14 protein-coding genes are annotated in these 18976 nt (G+C 55.9%); all 14 read right to left on the reverse strand.

Going from position 1 to position 18976, the window contains the following annotated elements:
- Nucleotides 1-43 precede the first annotated feature (43 nt).
- Complete coding sequence (gene accC / locus IRJ17_RS19095) at nucleotides 44-1417, reverse strand: acetyl-CoA carboxylase biotin carboxylase subunit (RefSeq protein ID WP_122963371.1); 1374 nt, start codon at nucleotides 1415-1417, stop codon at nucleotides 44-46.
- Between the two features lie 14 nt (nucleotides 1418-1431).
- Nucleotides 1432-1899 carry an acetyl-CoA carboxylase biotin carboxyl carrier protein gene (locus IRJ17_RS19100; RefSeq protein ID WP_242771564.1) on the reverse strand — a complete coding sequence of 156 codons (468 nt, stop codon included), beginning with the start codon at nucleotides 1897-1899 and terminating at the stop codon, nucleotides 1432-1434.
- A gap of 16 nt (nucleotides 1900-1915) precedes the next feature.
- Nucleotides 1916-3466 (reverse strand): acyl-CoA carboxylase subunit beta, encoded by a 1551-nt coding sequence (locus IRJ17_RS19105; protein ID WP_242771566.1) that lies wholly within the window; start codon nucleotides 3464-3466, stop codon nucleotides 1916-1918.
- 21 nt (nucleotides 3467-3487) lie between these two features.
- Nucleotides 3488-4534, reverse strand: a complete 1047-nt coding sequence (meaB, locus tag IRJ17_RS19110) for a methylmalonyl Co-A mutase-associated GTPase MeaB (RefSeq protein WP_122963374.1) — start codon at nucleotides 4532-4534, stop codon at nucleotides 3488-3490.
- A complete protein-coding gene (scpA, locus tag IRJ17_RS19115) occupies nucleotides 4531-6717 on the reverse strand; it encodes a methylmalonyl-CoA mutase (RefSeq protein ID WP_122963375.1) in 2187 nt (728 codons plus the stop codon). Before scpA ends, meaB begins: the two co-directional genes overlap by 4 nt.
- A complete protein-coding gene (locus IRJ17_RS19120) occupies nucleotides 6714-8837 on the reverse strand; it encodes a methylmalonyl-CoA mutase family protein (RefSeq protein WP_242771568.1) in 2124 nt (707 codons plus the stop codon). Before IRJ17_RS19120 ends, scpA begins: the two co-directional genes overlap by 4 nt.
- Before the next feature lie 28 nt (nucleotides 8838-8865).
- Entirely contained in the window at nucleotides 8866-9399 is a 534-nt protein-coding gene (gene accB / locus IRJ17_RS19125; RefSeq protein WP_242771570.1) for an acetyl-CoA carboxylase biotin carboxyl carrier protein, read from the reverse strand.
- Nucleotides 9400-9636: 237 nt separating this feature from the next.
- The gene (locus IRJ17_RS19130; protein ID WP_167470249.1) at nucleotides 9637-10284 is read right to left on the reverse strand and encodes a TetR/AcrR family transcriptional regulator; all 648 of its coding nucleotides are present in this window, start codon (nucleotides 10282-10284) and stop codon (nucleotides 9637-9639) included.
- A gap of 142 nt (nucleotides 10285-10426) precedes the next feature.
- Complete coding sequence (locus tag IRJ17_RS19135; protein WP_242771573.1) at nucleotides 10427-11350, reverse strand: M15 family metallopeptidase; 924 nt, start codon at nucleotides 11348-11350, stop codon at nucleotides 10427-10429.
- Nucleotides 11351-11523: 173 nt separating this feature from the next.
- Entirely contained in the window at nucleotides 11524-12450 is a 927-nt protein-coding gene (locus IRJ17_RS19140) for a bile acid:sodium symporter family protein (RefSeq protein WP_173595911.1), read from the reverse strand.
- A gap of 238 nt (nucleotides 12451-12688) precedes the next feature.
- Nucleotides 12689-14260, reverse strand: coding sequence for a glutathione ABC transporter substrate-binding protein (locus IRJ17_RS19145; RefSeq protein ID WP_373926308.1), 1572 nt, complete (start codon nucleotides 14258-14260; stop codon nucleotides 12689-12691).
- Nucleotides 14261-14377: 117 nt separating this feature from the next.
- Nucleotides 14378-15355, reverse strand: coding sequence for a peptide-methionine (S)-S-oxide reductase MsrA (gene msrA / locus IRJ17_RS19150; protein ID WP_242771575.1), 978 nt, complete (start codon nucleotides 15353-15355; stop codon nucleotides 14378-14380).
- Nucleotides 15356-15503: 148 nt separating this feature from the next.
- A complete protein-coding gene (locus IRJ17_RS19155) occupies nucleotides 15504-16886 on the reverse strand; it encodes a M20/M25/M40 family metallo-hydrolase (protein WP_242771577.1) in 1383 nt (460 codons plus the stop codon).
- Nucleotides 16887-16945: 59 nt separating this feature from the next.
- Nucleotides 16946-18970 (reverse strand): S9 family peptidase, encoded by a 2025-nt coding sequence (locus IRJ17_RS19160; protein ID WP_242771580.1) that lies wholly within the window; start codon nucleotides 18968-18970, stop codon nucleotides 16946-16948.
- Nucleotides 18971-18976: the final 6 nt, after the last annotated feature.

The following is an 18976-nucleotide window of genomic DNA, read 5'->3' on the forward strand; positions in this document are numbered from 1 at the left end:
TAGAGTACGTTTCCCATTGCCAGCAAGCAACCATCCTCACGCTTTACTTGCCGGAAACAGGCTCGCTTTCTTTCAGATCGAGCGGGTTTTTCTCCAAAAAGTTGGTAGCGAATTGGCCGGAGACAAAATCCGGATGCTCCAGCAATTTTTCGTGAAACGGTACTGTTGTGTGCACGCCTTCGATCACAAATTCGCGCAAGGCGCGCTTCATGCGGGCCAGCGCTTCCTCGCGGCTGCCACCCCACACAATCAGCTTGGCGACCATCGAATCGTAAAAAGGCGAGATGTCATAGCCCGGATAAACAGCGCTGTCCACGCGCACGCCGTAGCCGCCTGGAGGCAAGTAATTGGTCACTTTTCCCGGCGATGGCATGAAGTTTTTCGCAGGATTTTCCGCGTTGATCCGGCATTCGATGGCCCAGCCGTTGATCTTCACCTCATCCTGGGAAAAAGACAGCGGATTGCCCGCGGCGACGGAGATTTGCTCTTTGATCAGGTCGATCCCGGTAATCATTTCGGTGACCGGATGCTCTACCTGAATGCGCGTGTTCATTTCCATGAAGTAAAACTGCCCGTGACGATCGAGCAAAAATTCCACCGTACCTGCTCCGTGGTAAGAAACAGCTTTTGCCGCTGCCACGGCAGCTTGCCCCATCCGCTCGCGCAATTCCTGATCCAGCGCTGGCGATGGCGCTTCCTCCACCAGCTTTTGATGGCGGCGCTGAATCGAGCAATCCCGTTCGCCAAGGTGGACGACGTTACCGTGCTTGTCGCCCATGACCTGAATCTCTACGTGACGCGGCTCCTCGACGTACTTTTCCAAATACACGCCCGCGTTGCCAAAAGCGGTTTCCGCTTCTTTTTGCGCCTGGCGAATCGCTTTTTCCAGTTCCTCGGCGTCATAAGCGACGCGCATGCCGCGACCGCCTCCCCCCGCCGTAGCTTTGACGATCACAGGGTAGCCGATTTCCCCGGCCACTTGCACTGCTTCCTCGATGTCGTCGATCAATCCGTCTGTTCCCGGAACGAGCGGGACATTGGCAGCACTCATCGTTGCTTTCGCGACGGCTTTGTCGCCCATTTTCGTAATCGCTTCGGGATCTGGCCCGATGAACGTGATGGAGCAATCTTGGCAAAGCTGGGCAAACGAAGCGTTTTCCGCCAAAAAGCCGTAGCCGGGATGAATCGCATCCACCCCTGTGAGCAAAGCGACCGTCATGATGCGGGGCATGTTCAAATAGCTCTCCCTGGACTCTTTCGGCCCGATGCAGTAAGCTTCATCCGCCAGCTCGACATGCAGCGCTTCGCGGTCAGCTTCCGAGTAGATCGCTACCGTAGCGATTCCCAACTCCTGGCACGCTCGAATAATGCGCACGGCGATTTCGCCGCGATTGGCAACCAATACTTTCCTGAACATAGGAACGCTCCTTCTTACTGTGGCTTGACAACAAGCAACGGTTTTCCGTAATCGACCAATTGACCATCCTGCACCAACATTTCGGCCACAACCCCATTCGCCGTGGAAACGATGTCGGAGGACAGTTGCAAAGCGTCGACCGTGCAGCGGCCGATCACATCATCTGCCTTGATCGTCTGCCCGACCTTCACCTGGGCGTAAAACAGTCCGACTGACGTGGACAGGACGAGCTGAGGTGTTTTTTCCGGCGCGGGAGTTTCCTGCTCCTTTTCGACGGCAAGTGTCGCTGTTTCAATTGTAGCGGCGGCTTGCTGGTAGCCTTGATCCACCTCGTCTGTCTGAACCGGAAACGGCGTCGCGCTCACTGCCGCAGGCTCGCTTTTTTTGATGACGATTCGCTCTTTGCCCTTTTCCCATTCCAGCTCCTCGATGGACGACTGGTTGACCAGCTTGATCAATTCACGCAGTTCATGCAGCTTCATGCAAGATGCTCCCCTCTTACAATGGGATGTTCCCATGCTTTTTGTACGGACGGTCTTCCTGCTTGTTTCTGAGCATCTCCAACGCCTGGGCGACCTTCATCCGGGTTTCCCGCGGGTCGATGACGTCGTCGACCATGCCGAGGCTTGCCGCCACGTACGGATTGGCGAATTTCTCGCGGTAGAGCGCGATTTTTTCCGCGCGGGTTGCCGCCGGATTTTCGCTGCTCTCGATTTCTTTTGCGAAAATGACATTCGCAGCACCCTCAGGACCCATGACGGCAATTTCCGCATTTGGCCAGGCGTAGACGATATCTGCGCCAATCGACTTGGAATTGAGCGCCACGTATGCGCCGCCGTACGCTTTGCGCAAAATGACGGTAATTTTCGGCACGGTCGCTTCCGAGTACGCATACAAAATCTTCGCCCCGTGGCGGATGATTCCTCCGTGCTCCTGGTTGATCCCCGGGAAAAAGCCGGAGACATCCTCAAAGGTCAACAGCGGGATGTTGAAGCAATCGCAGAAGCGGATGAATCTGGCCAGCTTGTCGGAAGAATGAATGTCGAGTCCGCCCGCCATTACTTTCGGCTGGTTGGCGATGATCCCGACACTGTGGCCGTCGATCCGCGCCAGTCCGATGACGATGTTGCGGGCAAAATTCGGCTGCACTTCCATGAAGTCGCCGTGATCCACGATTTTCTCGATCACTTTGCGAACGTCATACACTTTCGTGCTCTCGACCGGAACCAGCTCCAGCAGCTCTTCCTGCCATTCTTCGCCGCCCGCAGCTTCGAGGACAGGAGCGCGGTCGCGGTTGTTTTGCGGCAGGAAGCTGAGCAGCCTGCGCACTGATTCCAGCACCTCTTGCTCGGATTCGGCCGTAAAGTGGGCATTGCCACTGACCGTGGAGTGGACGCGCGCGCCGCCCAAGTCTTCCGCGGAAATTTTCTCGCCTGTTACTGTCTCGATCACTTTTGGTCCGGTGATGAACATTTGGCTCGTCTTTTCGACCATGAACACGAAGTCGGTAATGGCCGGAGAGTAGACCGCTCCGCCCGCGCAAGGCCCCAAAATGACCGAGATTTGCGGGATCACCCCGGAGTAGATCGCATTGCGGTAAAAAATCGTGCCGTATCCGTCCAGCGAGCTGACGCCTTCCTGAATGCGTGCGCCGCCGGAGTCGTTCAATCCGATGAACGGAGCGCCGTTTTTCGCAGCCAAATCCATGACTTTGGCGATCTTCATGGCGTGCATCTCGCCGAGCGCACCGCCAAATACAGTGAAGTCCTGCGCGAACAAATAAACAGGGCGACCGTTAATTTTGCCGTATCCGGTTACGACGCCTTCGCCCGGCGCTTCCATCTGATCCAGTCCGAAATGCGTCGCTCTGTGCTCGACGAACGGATTCAGCTCCATGAACGTATCCGGGTCGAGCAACAGCTCGATCCGCTCGCGGGCAGTCAGCTTGCCGCGGTTATGCTGGGCATCAATCCGGGCGTCACCGCCGCCCAGCTCGATTTTGAATTTTCGCTCCATCAAGTCATCGATTTTTTTGTGCATGTCGCTCATCGTCCGACCTTCTTCCTCTCTCTATTTCATGATCGCTTTTTCGAAAATGGCTACAAGCTGTTGTACCGCGCTCGTCGGCGACAATTGTCCGCTCGTCACGGATTGCTCGATGGCCGGGAGCATCTTGGCTACTTGCGGATTGCCAAAAAACGTAGTGCGCAAGTAGTCTTGGGCCATGCTGTGCATCCAGTCGAGCAGTTGCGCCTTGCGCCGGGCCTCGAAGCTGCCCGATAGTCCCGTCACATGGCGAAATGCGCCAACGACCTCCCATATGTCCGCGATGCCTTCTCCGGTCACCGCCGAGCACATGTACGCTTTCGTCTCCCAGCCGGACGTTGCTGGCTGCAAATAGTGCAGTACCCGGTTGTACTCGCCTTTGGCAATCAAAGCCCGCGTGCGGTTCTCCCCGTCCGCTTTGTTGATCAACAGCGCGTCGGCAATTTCCATGATCCCCTTTTTGATCCCTTGCAGCTCGTCGCCAGCTCCGGTCAGCATCAACAGCAGGAAGAAATCGACCATCGATCGGACGGTCGTCTCGCTCTGTCCGACGCCAACCGTCTCGACCAAAATGACATCGTAGCCAGCCGCTTCGCAAATCAGCATCGTTTCCCGCGTCTTCCGGTTGACCCCGCCCAGCGTCCCTCCGGTAGCGGACGGGCGGATGAACGCGTTCGGGTTGCGCGAGAGCAGCTCCATCCGCGTCTTGTCGCCGAGAATGCTCCCGCGCGTGACGGTACTGCTCGGATCGACCGCAAGCACAGCCACCCGATGGCCTTTTTCGCACAGCATCGTGCCAAATGCCTCGATAAACGTGCTTTTGCCTGCTCCCGGCACTCCCGACACCCCGATGCGAATCGATTGCCCGGTGTGGGGCAAAAGCTGGCGGATCACTTCCTGCGCCATGTCCATATGGGCGGCGGAATTGCTCTCGACCAGCGTGATGGCCTGGGCGAGCACGGTCCGGTTGTTTGCCCGCACGCCCTCGACGTACTGCTCGACAGAAAGGCGCGGGAGGCGGACTTTGGAAGAAAAGTTCAGGGATGTTTTGCCGTCTCCACCGCCGCTCATAGGCCGGCAGCCTCCAGTCGATGTACGATTTCCTGCAAAACGTGCTGGGCTGCTACCGGAATGACGGTTCCCGGACCGAAGATGGCGGCAGCGCCATGCTCGCGCAAAAAGGCGTAATCCTGCGGCGGAATGACCCCGCCGATGACGACGACGATATCTTCGCGGCCCAGCTTTTTCAGCTCCTCCACGAGTTGCGGCAGCAATGTCTTGTGTCCGGCAGCGAGCGAGCTGAAGCCGATCACATGCACGTCGTTTTCCACCGCTTGTTTTGCCGTTTCCTCCGGTGTCTGGAACAACGGCCCGATATCGACATCAAAGCCCAGGTCGGCAAAAGCGGTCGCGATGACTTTTGCTCCCCGGTCGTGCCCGTCCTGGCCCATCTTGGCGATCATGATGCGCGGACGCCGCCCTTCCCACTGCTCAAATTCATCCGCCATTTTGCGCACCGCTGCCACTTCATCCGCATCGGCGTACTCTGCACTGTAGACGCCGCTGATCGAGCGGATCACCGCTTTGTGCCGTCCGACCACCTTTTCATACGCATCCGAGATTTCGCCGAGCGACGCCCTTGCCCGCGCCGCTTCAATCGCCAGCGCCAGCAAATTGCCTTCGCCCGTTCGCGCACATTCGGTGATAGCAGACAGGGCCGCCTGCACCCGCGCCTCGTCCCGATTTTCGCGAAGCTCTTGCAATCGGCGGATTTGCGCTTCGCGTACCGCTGTGTTGTCGACTTCGAGAATTTCCAGCGGGTCTTCCTTGTCCAGACGGTACTTGTTCACACCGATGATGGCTTCTTTCGCCGAATCGATATGCGCCTGGCGTCTGGCTGCCGCTTCCTCGATTTTCATTTTGGGCAATCCCGTCTCAATCGCTTTCGCCATGCCGCCCAAAGCTTCGATCTCCTCGATGTGCGCCCACGCTTTTTCCACGAGCTGCGCTGTCAGCGACTCGACGTAGTACGAGCCTGCCCACGGGTCCACGACCTTCGTAATCTGGGTTTCGTCCTGCAAAAACAACTGTGTGTTGCGGGCGATTCGCGCGGAAAAGTCGGTCGGAAGCGCAATCGCCTCATCGAGCGCATTCGTATGCAGCGACTGCGTATGTCCGAGCGCCGCCGCCATCGCTTCCACGCACGTCCGCACGACGTTGTTGTACGGGTCTTGCTCGGTCAGGCTCCAGCCGGATGTTTGCGAGTGCGTGCGCAACGCCATCGACTTTTCGTTTTTCGGGTTGAACTGCTTGATCAGGCTCGCCCAAATCAGGCGTGCCGCCCGCATTTTCGCTACCTCCATGAAGTAGTTCATGCCAATCGCCCAGAAAAACGACAGGCGCGGTGCGAAAGCGTCAATGTCGATGCCAGCCGCAAGCCCCGTTCGCACGTATTCCAAACCGTCCGCGAGCGTATACGCCAGCTCGATGTCCGCTGTCGCGCCTGCTTCTTGCAGATGGTAGCCGGAAATACTGATGCTGTTGAACTTGGGCATGTGCTTCGAGGTGTAGGCGAAGATGTCGGAAATAATTTTCATCGACGCCTCTGGCGGGTAAATGTACGTATTGCGCACCATGTATTCTTTCAAAATGTCGTTTTGAATCGTCCCGGTCAGCTCAGCCTGCGATACGCCCTGCTCCTCCGCCGCCACGATGTAAAAGGCCATGATCGGCAATACCGCTCCGTTCATCGTCATGGAAACAGACATTTTATCCAGCGGAATCCCGTCGAACAAAATTTTCATGTCGAGAATCGAGTCTACAGCCACTCCCGCCTTGCCGACATCCCCGACTACGCGCGGGTGGTCGGAATCGTATCCGCGGTGTGTGGCGAGGTCAAAGGCAATCGACAGCCCTTTTTGTCCGGCAGCCAGGTTGCGGCGATAAAAGGCGTTGCTCTCCTCTGCCGTGGAAAATCCGGCATACTGGCGCACGGTCCAAGGCTGGGTGACGTACATCGTCGGATACGGGCCGCGGAAATAAGGAGGCAGGCCCGGCATGTAGCCCAGATGCGTCATGTCTTGCACATCTTCTTTTGTATAAACAGGCTTGACGGGGATTTGCTCCATCGTCTGCCACAACTGCTGCTCCGCAAACTCAAACGCCTTTGCCCCGGCAGAAGCCTCCGCCGGAAACAGGTCGGAGATGTCCCGCCTGGACGAATACGGCATTTTGGAAAAATCAGGTCTCTTCATCGTGAGCTCACTCCTGTCCGCTCCTGAAGTTCTCGCAGCATCTGATAGCAATTGGAGCGCAGATGAATGCAATCATCCACTCCAGCCGCTTTGTACTGCGCCAGCTGCTCGGCATCCGGCAATCCAGCCAAAAGCACGGTCATATCCGGAGCCGCCTGCTTGATCGCCTGGGCGAGTGGCGGCACCAGCTCGGGATAGCTTGCATCGTCGGAGCAAATGACGGTAATCCGCGCTCCCGATGCGATTGCCGCTTGTGCCGCCTCTGCTGCCGAGCTGTACGCTGCTGTTCGCAACGCTGCAAAACCGCCGACGGCAAAAAACTCTGCGGCAAAGTCCGCTCGCGCCTTATGCTTGGCGACAGGGCCAAGCGCCGCCAGAAACACGGATGGCCGCTGCCCTGTTTTCCCTGCATACGCTTCCGCTTGCTTGCGCAATGTTTCGAAAGCTTCAGCCGCCCGGTGAACGCGAAGCGGAGCAATCACAGTCGCTGCTTGCTTGCCTGCGGTCAGCGCCTTGGCAATATCGCCTACGGTCGCGCCGTCAAGCGCTGCTTTTGCCGCCGCTTCCACCCAATCAGCCGTATGTTGCGCCAGCTTTTCCAAAGCTTCTGCGGCATCAGCCGGATTTTTTTGGCTGCGGTATGTGCGCAATTCCGCGACTCGCTGCTTGTGAAGCGCTGGGTTGGCTGGACGCGTGAGCAGCTGCTCCGCAGGATTCGGATACATGTTGGTGCCGACGATGCGGCTTTTGCGCTCTTGGATGTCTTTTTGCTTGCGGGCCGCTGTCTGGGCAATCGTTTCTTGCACGAAGCCGGACTCCAAAGCACGAAGCAAGCCGCCCTGCTCCTCTACTTGCACGAACAGCTCCCACGCCTTTTTCGCCAATTCGTCCGTGAGCCACTCGACATACCAGGAGCCGCCAGCAGGGTCAGCGACTTTTGCCAGGTGCGCCTCCTGTTCCAAAATGATTTGCGTATTGCGTGCGATCCGGCGGGAAAACTCGTTGGCTGGACGAATCGCTTCGTCAAAAGCAGATACATGCAAGCTGTCGACGCCGCCAACAATCGCAGAAAACGCTTCCGTAGTTGCGCGCAGCATGTTGACGTACGGGTCGCAGACCGTTTTCGTCCAGGCTGCTGTGCGGGCGTGAATCGCTATTTTTTGCGCCTCGGCAGAACCGCCGTACGCGTCCACAATATTCGCCCACAGCATTTTCACGGCCCGAAGCTTGGCAATTTCCATGAACACATCGGAACTGACCGCGAAAGAAAACTGCATCCGGCCCGCCACTTCTTCAATCGTAAGGCCGCGGTCAAGCATCGCCTGAATATACTCGACGCCCGTTGCCAAAGAAAAAGCCAGCTCGGCCACAGCATGACCGCCGCTCTCGCAATACGGATTGCCCTGAACGAGAATCGTTTTGAGCTTGGGCGCATGCTGACTGGCCCAACTTGTCATTTTCGCCATCGCGGCAAAAGCAGTGTCAAGCGAGTGCGGAAGCTGTCCTTCCACGAGCAACGGCGTCACCGGGTCTTGCCCGATGCATCCCCGCAAGTTTGCCGGACTGTGGCCGCTCGCCTTCATATGAGCGAACAGCAGGGAAAAGACTGGCAAGCCTAATGCTCCCGACTGCACGAACAAAGGCAGCTCTTCCAAATTCAGTCCGCGCAAGGCTTCCCCCAGTTCTCCCAGGGCAAAAATGGACAAGCCGTCTTTACCGATGTCTTCCGGCAGTGCTTCATCTGGATCAAGCCCTGCGCGCACAGCGCGATCGAATACGATGTGCAGCGCCGTTTGCCCGCGCGCCAAATCTGTCAATGCCGCTTCATGAAACGATTTCGCGTCCGGGCCCGCCATTTCCTGGCAGACCTCCCAGCGCCCAGCCTGCTGATCCAGCGGACTTCTCGTTCCCCTGACAAAAGGAGCCTCGCCCGGCCCCCCTCGTCGTGGCAATGTTGCGACATCTTCCGCCCGATAGATCGGCTGGCGGATAATTCCTTCCTGTGTTTTGTTCAACAGCTTGGCATCGAAGGCAGCTCCCTTCAACGATTTTTCGGCCGCCTCCCGCCATTGCTCGTACGTCGGCACAGGAAATTGCGTAAACAGTGTATCTTTATTCACGGTCCAGACCTCCCCTCATTCGCCGATTCTACTCGGCAAGCTTCACCAAAAACAGCGGCTGGCCGTGGTCAACCAGTTGGCCGTTTTGTACCAGTATCGAAACGATTTCCCCTTTTACCTCTGCTTCAATCTCGTTGAACAGCTTCATGGCTTCCACGATACAGACAATGCTGGACGGCTCCACGCGATCGTGTACCGCTACATACGGTGGCGCATCCTCGGCAGAAGCCGCGTAAAAGGTCCCGACCATCGGGGAGGTGATTGTATGCAAGTTTTCCGTCTTTTCTGCGGGATGAGCTGTTGCCTCCTGCCGCTTTGTTGCTACAGGTTCTGTTTGGAGCGGTTGAGTTCCTGCTTTTTGCGGCAGGTTGACGACGGATGAAGCTGGCTTGGCAGTGACCGCTGGCAACGTCGACGCAGTCACGGCAGCAACGCTTGCTGTTTGCCCGGCAGTCCGGCGTTTGATGCGCAAACGGGATTCGTCATCGCTGACATCGATAGACTCTATGTCTGTCTGCTCCAGCAGCTTGACCAGTTCTCTCAGTTCATAGATCGAAAACATACGTATTCCTCCCATGTCCCGACTCATTGTGGCTGATTTGCCAACGAACCGACTGGTTGGTCTGTGATGAATGCGCAAGACCGACCAGTTGGTCTTTTAAACATTATAGCAAATGTCTGAATCGTCGTACAGACCAACCAGTCAGTCTGAATGATACATCGCTGACCGGACCGTGAAGCGACTATGCCTCTGCTCCCATTTTTAGCAATGACGAGTAGTCGCCTGATCCATATTCGTTTACAACAATTTGAACGGCGCTTCGGGCGAAGCCAGGAAAAAGCGGTTGAAGTCCGGATTTTTCATCGCTTCTGGCTTCAGGACGGAATGCAGAACCATGTCGGCGTAAATGTCCGCAATCTGCTCGATCGAATACGTTCCTGTTTTTTGATACCATTTGTAAATCCAGTTGACCATGCCGAAAATCGCCATAGAGACGATTGGCACAGGCAGCTCCGGCCGGAACTCGCCCGATTTGATCCCGTCGGAAATGACGGTAAACATGATTTGCTTGTAGCGGTCCCGCTTCGTTTCAATATCAGTGAAATACTCCGGGGTCAAAAATAGGCTTTCCTGATAAAAGATCGTGACCTGCGAACGGTACAGATCGATCATCATCACAAACGATTTGACGATTGCTTGCAGGCGCTCGGTTGGCGTATCCCACTTCTCGTACGCTTCTTCCGCTTTTTCCAGCACGTACGTAATGAACTGGTCGTGAATGATGTAGAGCAGTTCATCCTTGGACTTGAAGTTGTGGTAAAAACCTCCCTTGGAGGTGCCGCTTTCTTTGACGATCTGGTCGACGGTGACCCGGTGGTAGCCATGTGCTTCAAACAGGCGCATGGCCGTATCAATAATTCGTTCCCTGATTGATTTTTCGCTCATTATCTTCACCCGTGATCATTATAGCATAGAAATTCTTTTGCCGAAGGACGTTTGCATGCGCATATGTATTCGCGCTACAAGAAAAACGCCGACTCTTCCGTAGCGAAAAATCGGCGTCTCCTTTTTTCCGAAAAGCTTAGGTTTAGTTTGACTCAGTCTCATTGGCCGAGGCGGGAACCACACCTGAGTACTCCTCCAGTGTGATGCCTTGCTCGCTGATTTGTTTGGCGATCTCCACGCCGACGTAGCGCAAGTGCCACGGCTCGTACATGTAGCCTGTGATCGCTTCTTTTCCATCCGGATAGCGGATGATAAAGCCGTGTTCTGCCGCGTGCTCGGCAAGCCACAATGCTTCCTTCGTGCCGCCAAAGCAGCTCGTCGCCGCGCATTTGCCGTCTACGCCGGATACGTCGATCGCAAGCCCGGTTTCATGCTCGCTCGTGCCTGGCACGGCGCTGTAAGTGCGCGCTTTTTCCACGCCGTCTTTTTGCACGTAGCGGTTGAACAGCGCTTTCTGGTAAGCGTGAGAGCGGTAGGCCGATACTCCTGCAAGCGCTACTCCGTCCGCTTTTGCCGCTGCAAACAATTCCTCCAGCGCAGCCGCCGCTTCCTTGCGCATTTTCCGCTTCTCGCTCTTTTCCGGGAGCAGGTACGGGACTTTCGGGAATACCAGGTCGTTTGGCGTATAGTTTTCGGGAAGCTTGCGCTGTTTGTTGACCAGGACCGCTACACTTTGCGGTTCAGCGACTACCTCGATATCCGCAAGCAGCTCTTCGTACTTGCCTGCCCCTTCGGCAGACGACTTTTTCGGCGGTTGGGCCTCTGGCTGCTTGGTTTCTTCCGGTTTCGTTTCTTCCGGCTTCGCCGTCTCGGCTGGCTTGGTTTCCGGTTGTTTGGCTTCCTCGGCAGGTTTGGGCACTTCTGCTGGAGCAGGCTGGGTCGTCTCCTGCGACGGCTTTGCCTGTTCTTCGTTTGGCGCAGCCATGCTGCTGCATCCAGACAGCGCGAGAATCGCGGCTGTTACCAGTATGATGGAATGATTCGTACGATTGGCAAAACGTTTCATCATGACGTCCTTTCGAATCGGGCCCGGCTGTACAGTCAGCCCGCATGGGTGTTGGGTACTTATCCAGCATGGAAGTACGTACCCATTATGACATAAATCGGGCCTTTTTCGTTACAGGAACGTGCCATTTTGGCAAAAAATCAGCGCGCCTTTGCCGGGAGGATGCCAGTCGCCTACTCTTCTTTTTTGGCAAAATAGGTGGCGAGCACAGAGCCGGAAAGGTTGTGCCACACGCTGAAGATGGCGCTCGGCACCGCTGCGAGCGGATTGAAGTGAGCCGCCGCCAAAGCCGCGCCCAAACCGGAGTTTTGCATGCCTGTCTCCAGCGTCACCGCTTTGCGCTTCGCCAGATTCAAGCCGAACAGCTTGGCGAAAAAATAGCCGAGCACGTAGCCGAGAATATTGTGCAAAATGACGACAGCAAAAATGATCATGCCTGTCTCGACGATTTTGCCTTTGTTCAGAGCAACGACAATCGCCACGATCATCACGATAGCAATGGTAGACACGAGCGGCAATGCCTTGGCGCTCGCTTCCGCCTGCTTGCCGAAAAACGCTTTGACGATCACACCGAGTACGATCGGGACAATGACGACCATCACAATATCGAGAAACAGCGACTTCGTATCAATCGCCATCCATTTTCCAGCCAAAAGCGAGATGAGTGCAGGGGTAGCGATCGGGGCGATCAAGGTGGACACAGCCGCGATGGAAACCCCGAGAGCGACATCGCCTTTTGACAAGTACGTCATGACATTGGACGCCGTCCCGCTCGGACAGCAGCCGACCAAAATGACACCAACCGCAATATCCGGCGGAAGCTGCAACGTGATCGCGAGCACAAAGGCAAGCGAAGGCATGATCAGGTAGTGACCGACTACGCCGATCAACACATCGACCGGCCTGCGAAACACTTCGCGGAAGTCTTCCGAAGACAAGGTCAGCCCCATTCCGAACATGATGACGCCGAGCAGGAACGAAATGTAGCCTTTTCCGCCGACGAACGCTTCCGGCACAAAAAAGCCGAGAATGGCAAACAAAATTACCCACAACGAGAACGTGCTGCCAACAAACTTGCTGATTCTCTCCACAGTATTCATGTTTCTCTCTCCTGTTTTTCGTTTTATGTCTATTTAAAATATTTTTGATTATACTGCACGTTTTTGCATTGTTCTATGCTTTTCGGCAATTCCGTCTATACCAAAAACCTATACAGCTATAGTCTGAGCCAAACAAGTAAAAAGACGCGCCGTGTACACCAGCGCGTCTGTCCCTTATGATCTTGTTCGTCACCCAAGCACCAGCGAGTGCCGCGCCCGTCCGGCAGCAGTTGTCCGCTTATTTTTGAATGCTGACCTGGTCGAGCATGAGATAGCCAGCCGGACTGATGGAAAAGCCTTGAATGTCGATGCTGATGACGGCGAGATTTTCCAGATTGCGAATCGGCACCAGCAGCGCATCCTGCATCTCCAGCTCCTGCGCCTTCGCGTAGATGGCGAGACGCTTGGCCGGGTCTGACTCGACTCGTCCGGCTTCGAGCAGCCTGTCCAGTTCCTGGTTGCTGTACTGAAAGCTGTTTCCAGCCCCGCCGCCCATCGTGTGAAACAGGTTGTACTGATTGTAGTCCGCGTCACCCGTCGCGTTCCCCCAGCCGCTGACGAAAATCTGGTGCGTCCGCGTCTTTTCAATCGTCGTGACGAAATCGGCGTAGCTGACCACATCCATTTTGGCGTCGATCCCGATTCCTTTGAGCTGGGAACGGATGACTTGCGCAACCATGACCCGATCGTTGCGGTCGTAGGTCAGCATATGGATGGAAAAGCCGTTGGGGTATCCTGCTTTGGCGAGCAGCTCGCGCGCCTTGTTCAGGTCGTACGGATAGCTTTGGACGGACGCACTGTAGCCGAATACTTTTGGCCCGAGCGGCGAGTTGGCCTGCGTGCCTACATTGTTGTAGACGCCTTTGATGATGGCTCCTGTTTCGATGGCTGAACTGATAGCCTGTCTGACGCGAATGTCGTTGAGCGGCTCTTGCGCCACATTGAACCCGATGAACTCGGTTCCCAACGCTTCGCTGCGATACACATGCAAGCGATTCGATGCGGACAGCCGATCGATCTCCTGCACCGGAACGGACTCGGCTACGTGGGCCTCGCCGTTTTCGACCATGGCAATGCGCTTCTGATCGTCCGCCACGACGCGAAAAATCACATGATCGATTTTCGGCTTGTCACCCCAATACTGCTGGTTTTTGTCCAGCACGATCTGATTTCCCGGCTCCCAGGAGCGAAACACAAACGGCCCGGTTCCAACCGGATGCTCCGCCAGCTTGCGCCCGTACTGCTCGATCGCTTTCGGACTAATCATGCTGCCTTCGTGACTGGCTAATATGGAGAGCAGCGGCGTAAACGGCCGCTCCAAAATAAACTGTACGGTGTACGGATCGACGATTTTGATTTGCTTGATCTTGTCAAACATCGCAGCTCGCGGCGAAGCGATCTTCGGGTCCATGACCCGGTCCAAGGTTCGCTTCACTGCGGTGGCGTCAAACGGTGTGCCATCGTGAAAGAAAACGCCCTGTCGCAGCTTGAACTCCCAGACAAGATCGCTGACTTGCCGCCAGGAGAGGGCGAGCTGCGGCACGATCACCATGTTGGCATCCCGTCTGACCAGCCCTTCGTACACTTTTTGGTGGACGACACTCGCGGCATTGATCGTGGAGATGAAGTGCGGATCGAGATTGCCAGCATCGGACATTCTGACAATCGTCAGCGTCCCTCCTTCCACCGCTTTCGCGGGAAGGTCTTCCTTTTCGGCAGACGGTTCCGTTGCCATGGAACAGGCCGCAAGCATCGTCACGGCGAGCAGCAGTCCAATCAAGCTGAAAAACCATCTCTTTCGTATCATCATGGACTCTGTCGCACCCTTTCTTTCGCGAGATATACGCCTATTTTGTACAAAAAGACCGCCTTCCCGAATGATTCACAGAGAACGGCGGCCCGATGCTGGCAACGCGCTAAGGACAGGTCAGTCTTTTTGTTTATCAAACAACGACTTGTACTCGCCGAAGCCCTCTTCTTCCAGCTTGTCTTTCGGAATAAAGCGCAGCGCCGCAGAGTTGATGCAGTAGCGCAAGCCGTTTTCTCCCGGTCCGTCTTCGAACACATGCCCCAGATGCGAGTCTGCGTGCTTGCTGCGCACTTCTGTCCGAATCATGTTGTGGGTCAAATCGAGCTGCTCGGTGACATTCTCGCTGGCCAGCGGTTGGGTAAACGACGGCCAGCCGCAGCCGGAATCGAATTTGTCCAAGGAAGAAAACAACGGCTCGTTCGACACGATATCCACGTAGATGCCTTCCTCTTTGTGATTCCAGAACTCATTGGCAAACGGGCGCTCCGTGCCGCTGTTTTGCGTCACTTCGTACTGAATCGGCGTCAGTACCTGTTTCAGTTCTTCTAGCTTCTTTTTGTCGCGCCACGCTTCCTTCACGAACTTCGCTCTTCCCGACGCCGCCCGGTAATACTGGTAGCGCACAGGGTTTTTCTTGTAATAGTCCTGGTGGTAATCCTCTGCCGGGTAAAACGGCTTGGCAGGCAAAATCAAGGTCGCTATCGGCTTTTGAAAAATGCCGCTTTGCTCCAGTTCCTCACGCGAGCGGATCGCCAGGCGTTCCTGCTCTGGCGTGTGAAAGAAAATCGCCGGGGCGTACGATTGCCCCCGATCGCCGAATTGGCCGCCTGCATCTGTCGGATCGATCTGTCTCCAAAACATCTGCAACAGTTCTTCATACGAGATGAGCGCCGGATCATACGTGATTTGCACGGCTTCATAGTGTCCGGTTGTATCCGAGCACACTTGTTCATAGGTCGGATTTTCGACGTGGCCGCCTGTGTAGCCCGAGACGACCTTGATGATTCCTGGCAGCTTGTCAAACGGACTGACCATGCACCAGAAGCAGCCGCCGGCAAAGGTTGCGGTTTCCCATCGTGAAATTTCGCTGTTCATGCAGTTCGCCTCCTGATCTATACGAAAGCTTCGATACCCTCGATTGTACATGTTTTGCAAAATGAAAGTCCACTCCGTAGCTGCCGCAAAAACAGTTAACCGAAAAAAAAGACCCCGCATCGTGTCGAGGTCTTTGTTGGCAGAGCATTTATTTGGTCAGGGAAAGCGCCTGGGCAAATCCGGAAAGCATCACAACCATGTGGGCGATTCCTTCCTCGAAATCTTTCAGGCGAATCGACTCGTTCGGCGCGTGCACCTTGCAGCCGACCCAGCCTACTCCCGTACTGACAACCGGAAGCTTAAGCTGCTCGCCGAAAATGTACATCGGGCCTGTCCCTGCCGAGTTCGGTGCGAGAACAGGCTCGTTCTCGTAGATGACGCGGGCGGTATCCAGCACATGGGCGACAAACGGATGGTGGAAATCGGAGCGGTACGCTTTTTGCCCGTTGATCATCGTCACCGTAATGTCGTCGTAGCCATGCTTCTTCAGATGCGCCTCGATGCAACGCAAGATGTGCTGCGGGTCTTGTCCCGGCACGAGACGGCAATCCACTTTGGCTCTGGCGTTTTTCGGCAGCACCGTCTTCGCGCCTTCTCCGGTATACCCGCTGTCCAGTCCGCAAATCGTCATCGTCGGGTGGAACACCATCGCCTCGCGCGGGTCCACGCCTTTTGCCTTCGTGATCAGCGGGCGTTTCAGGCCGTACAGTTCTGCCGTCGCTTCCTCGCTGAACGGCAGCTCGGACACGAATTTCTTTTCATCTGCTGTCGGTTCTTCGATGCCGTCGAAAAAGCCTTCGACCAAAATTTCGTTTTGCTCATTTTTCATCGTCGCCAGCGCTTGTACCAGACGCCATGCTGCGTTGTCTACATAAGCGCCGACAGAAGAGTGCATGTCGATGTCCGCGCCTGTGCAGGTCAGCTCCAAATACGCCATGCCTTTGATTCCGGCAACCATGCTGATACGCTCGGATTCGTCTTTTCCGCCAAATTCCCAAATGCACGCATCCGCTGCGAACAGGTCTTTATATTGGCGCAAATACGGTTCCAGGTTCGGACTGCCGATCTCCTCTTCCCCTTCGATCAGGAACTTGATGTTGCACGGCAAGCCGCCCTGCTTTTGCAAAATTTTGATCGCGCTCAGCCGCGCTACGAGGTCGCCTTTGTTGTCGGCTGCGCCGCGTGCGAACAGCTTGCCCTCGATCACAGTCGGCGTGAACGGCTCGGTATGCCACTCGTTGAACGGTTCCGGCGGCTGAACATCGTAATGGTTGTAGTAGAGCAGCGTCTTGCTGGCATCGCCATTGCTGCCTGCTGCAAAAAAAGCATAGACGACGGGGTTGCCGCCAAGATCGTCGAGCACCTTCGTCTCGCCGCCAGCCTCGTGGATCATCTGCACGACGTAGTCGACTGTTTCCGGAATCGCTTTGTGCTGGGCAGAAACGGTGGGGTAACTCAAGTATTGCTTCAGGCGGTCAATCGCCTCCGGGAGTATCTCCTGTACGCAGCCCAATACTTGTTCCTTGTTCATGTTTCGTTCCTCCTCGTGAGCGCTCTTTGGCGGATTTGGATTTGGCATCGATACGACTACTACTGCTGCAAGCTTGGCACTTTTGGCTCCATATACGTCGCGAACCAGTCCTCTGTATACTGCAATCTCAGCACGCGCTGCTCGGGATCTCCGCTGCGGGACAGCTCATGTCCGGCTCCGGGGAAGCGAATGAAGGACACGGGTGCCTTGCCTTGGTGTTTGAGCGTGATGTACAGCTGTTCAGCCTGCTCGATCGGGCAGCGGTGATCCTGTTCCCCGTGCATGATCAGAAGCGGCGTCTCGATGTTTGCGACCAGACGAATCGGCGAATGCTGCCACATTTTCTCCGGATTGGTGAACGGATTGGCCTGAATTTCTTCGGCGCTGAAGTAGTAGCCGATGTCGCTCACGCCGTAAAAGCTCACCCAGTTGCAAATGCTGCGGTCCGTCACACCTGCACGGAATCTGTTCGTCTGCCCTACAATCCAGTTGGTCATCAGGCCGCCGTAGCTTCCGCCTGCCACTCCCAGGCGGGACTCGTCCACGAAATCAAACTGCTGGCACGCGTAGTCGACTGCGCTCATCAGGTCGAGGTAGTCCTTGCCGCCGTAATCTCCGCAGCACGCCTGCATGAAGCGCTCGCCGTACCCGTAGCTGCCGCGCGGATTGGTGTAAAGCACCGCGTAGCCTTTTGCCGCCAAAATCTGAAACTCGTGGAAAAACGTATTGCCGTACATGGAGTGCGGCCCGCCGTGGATTTGCAAGACGAGCGGGTATTTTTCACCTGGCTTGTAACCGACTGGTTTCAGCATCCAGCCGTGCACCTTCCAACCGTCTTGCGCTGCAAATTCGATTTCTTCCGGCACAGCCAGCTCCACATTCGCAAAAAAGTCGCGGTTCAGTTCGGTCAAACGTTGCTCTGCCTTCGTTTCCAGGTTGAAGTGATACAAGTCTCCCGGAATGAGCGGATCACTGATCGCTGCGATCAGCGTCTGCTTTTGCTCGTCAATCGTGAATCCGTACACGTTGCGGTTGCCGCTGACGATGTGCTCTTTTTGTCCGTCCAGAGCTACGCGGTAAATGCCGGAATTGCCGCGCTCGCTTACAATCACGTACAACGCGGTTCCGTCCTCCGTCCAGACCGCTCCTGGAGTCGGGTGGCCCGGCGAGCGCACATCGCCAATCGTCGAATCGCCGATTTGCACGTCCCAATCAGCGGTCACGCAAGTCAGCTCGCCGCTGTCGAGATCGCATGTCCATACTCGCTTTTGCGTTGCGTTCAAGTAAATTCCGTCCGCCAAGCTGCCGATGAACGCGAGCTTTTGGCTGTCAGCAGACCAGGTCGGGTGGGAAAATGTCCCGTTACTGCTCGTCAGCTTCTTCCATTCTCCTCCCGCTGTCGGCAGCAAATACACATCGACCGTGTGCAGCATGTCAGGATTTTCGTTGCGGTTGGCTGTGATCGCCAGCCATTTTCCGTCCGGCGACCAGGAGCCGATCGTATGATGGTAAGGCCCGTCTGTCAGCGCTTTTACTTCTCCCGTTTCCACATGCACGAGGGCGAGTTGCCGTGTTTTTTCGTACAAATAGCCGTAATCGTCCGATTTGTATTTCATCCGCTCGACATGGATTACTTTCGGCACGACTGCTTCTTTTGCTTCGCCTTCCTGATCGTCAAACGTCTCGCCGCGATCCATCAAGGAAGAAAAGACGATAAGCTGTCCATCCGGCGACCAGAGCGGAGTGCTCACCCCTGTTTTGCAGTGCGTCAACTGGCGCGGCTCGCCACCTTTGGCGTCAATCAGCCAAACTTGTGCTGTCCCGGAACGCTTGGAGACGAAAGTGATGCGCGTACCATCCGGCGACCAGCGCGGATACGTGTCACGCACAGCACCGCTCGTCAGTTGCACCGTTTCTCCTGTCTGCAAGTCGCGGACGAACAAGTGGTTGCGATACGCCCGCTCTTCGTCGATCATCGTCTTCACGTAAACAACCGCATCTCCCTGCGGGGAAAGCTGCGGGTCGCTTGCGTACGTCAGTTGATACAAATCTTCTGCTGCGACTTTTCTTTTTTGGCTGTTCATTTGTCA

Source organism: Brevibacillus parabrevis (genome assembly GCF_022701015.1).
In the GTDB taxonomy this organism is placed as follows: Bacteria; Bacillota; Bacilli; order Brevibacillales; family Brevibacillaceae; genus Brevibacillus; species Brevibacillus parabrevis.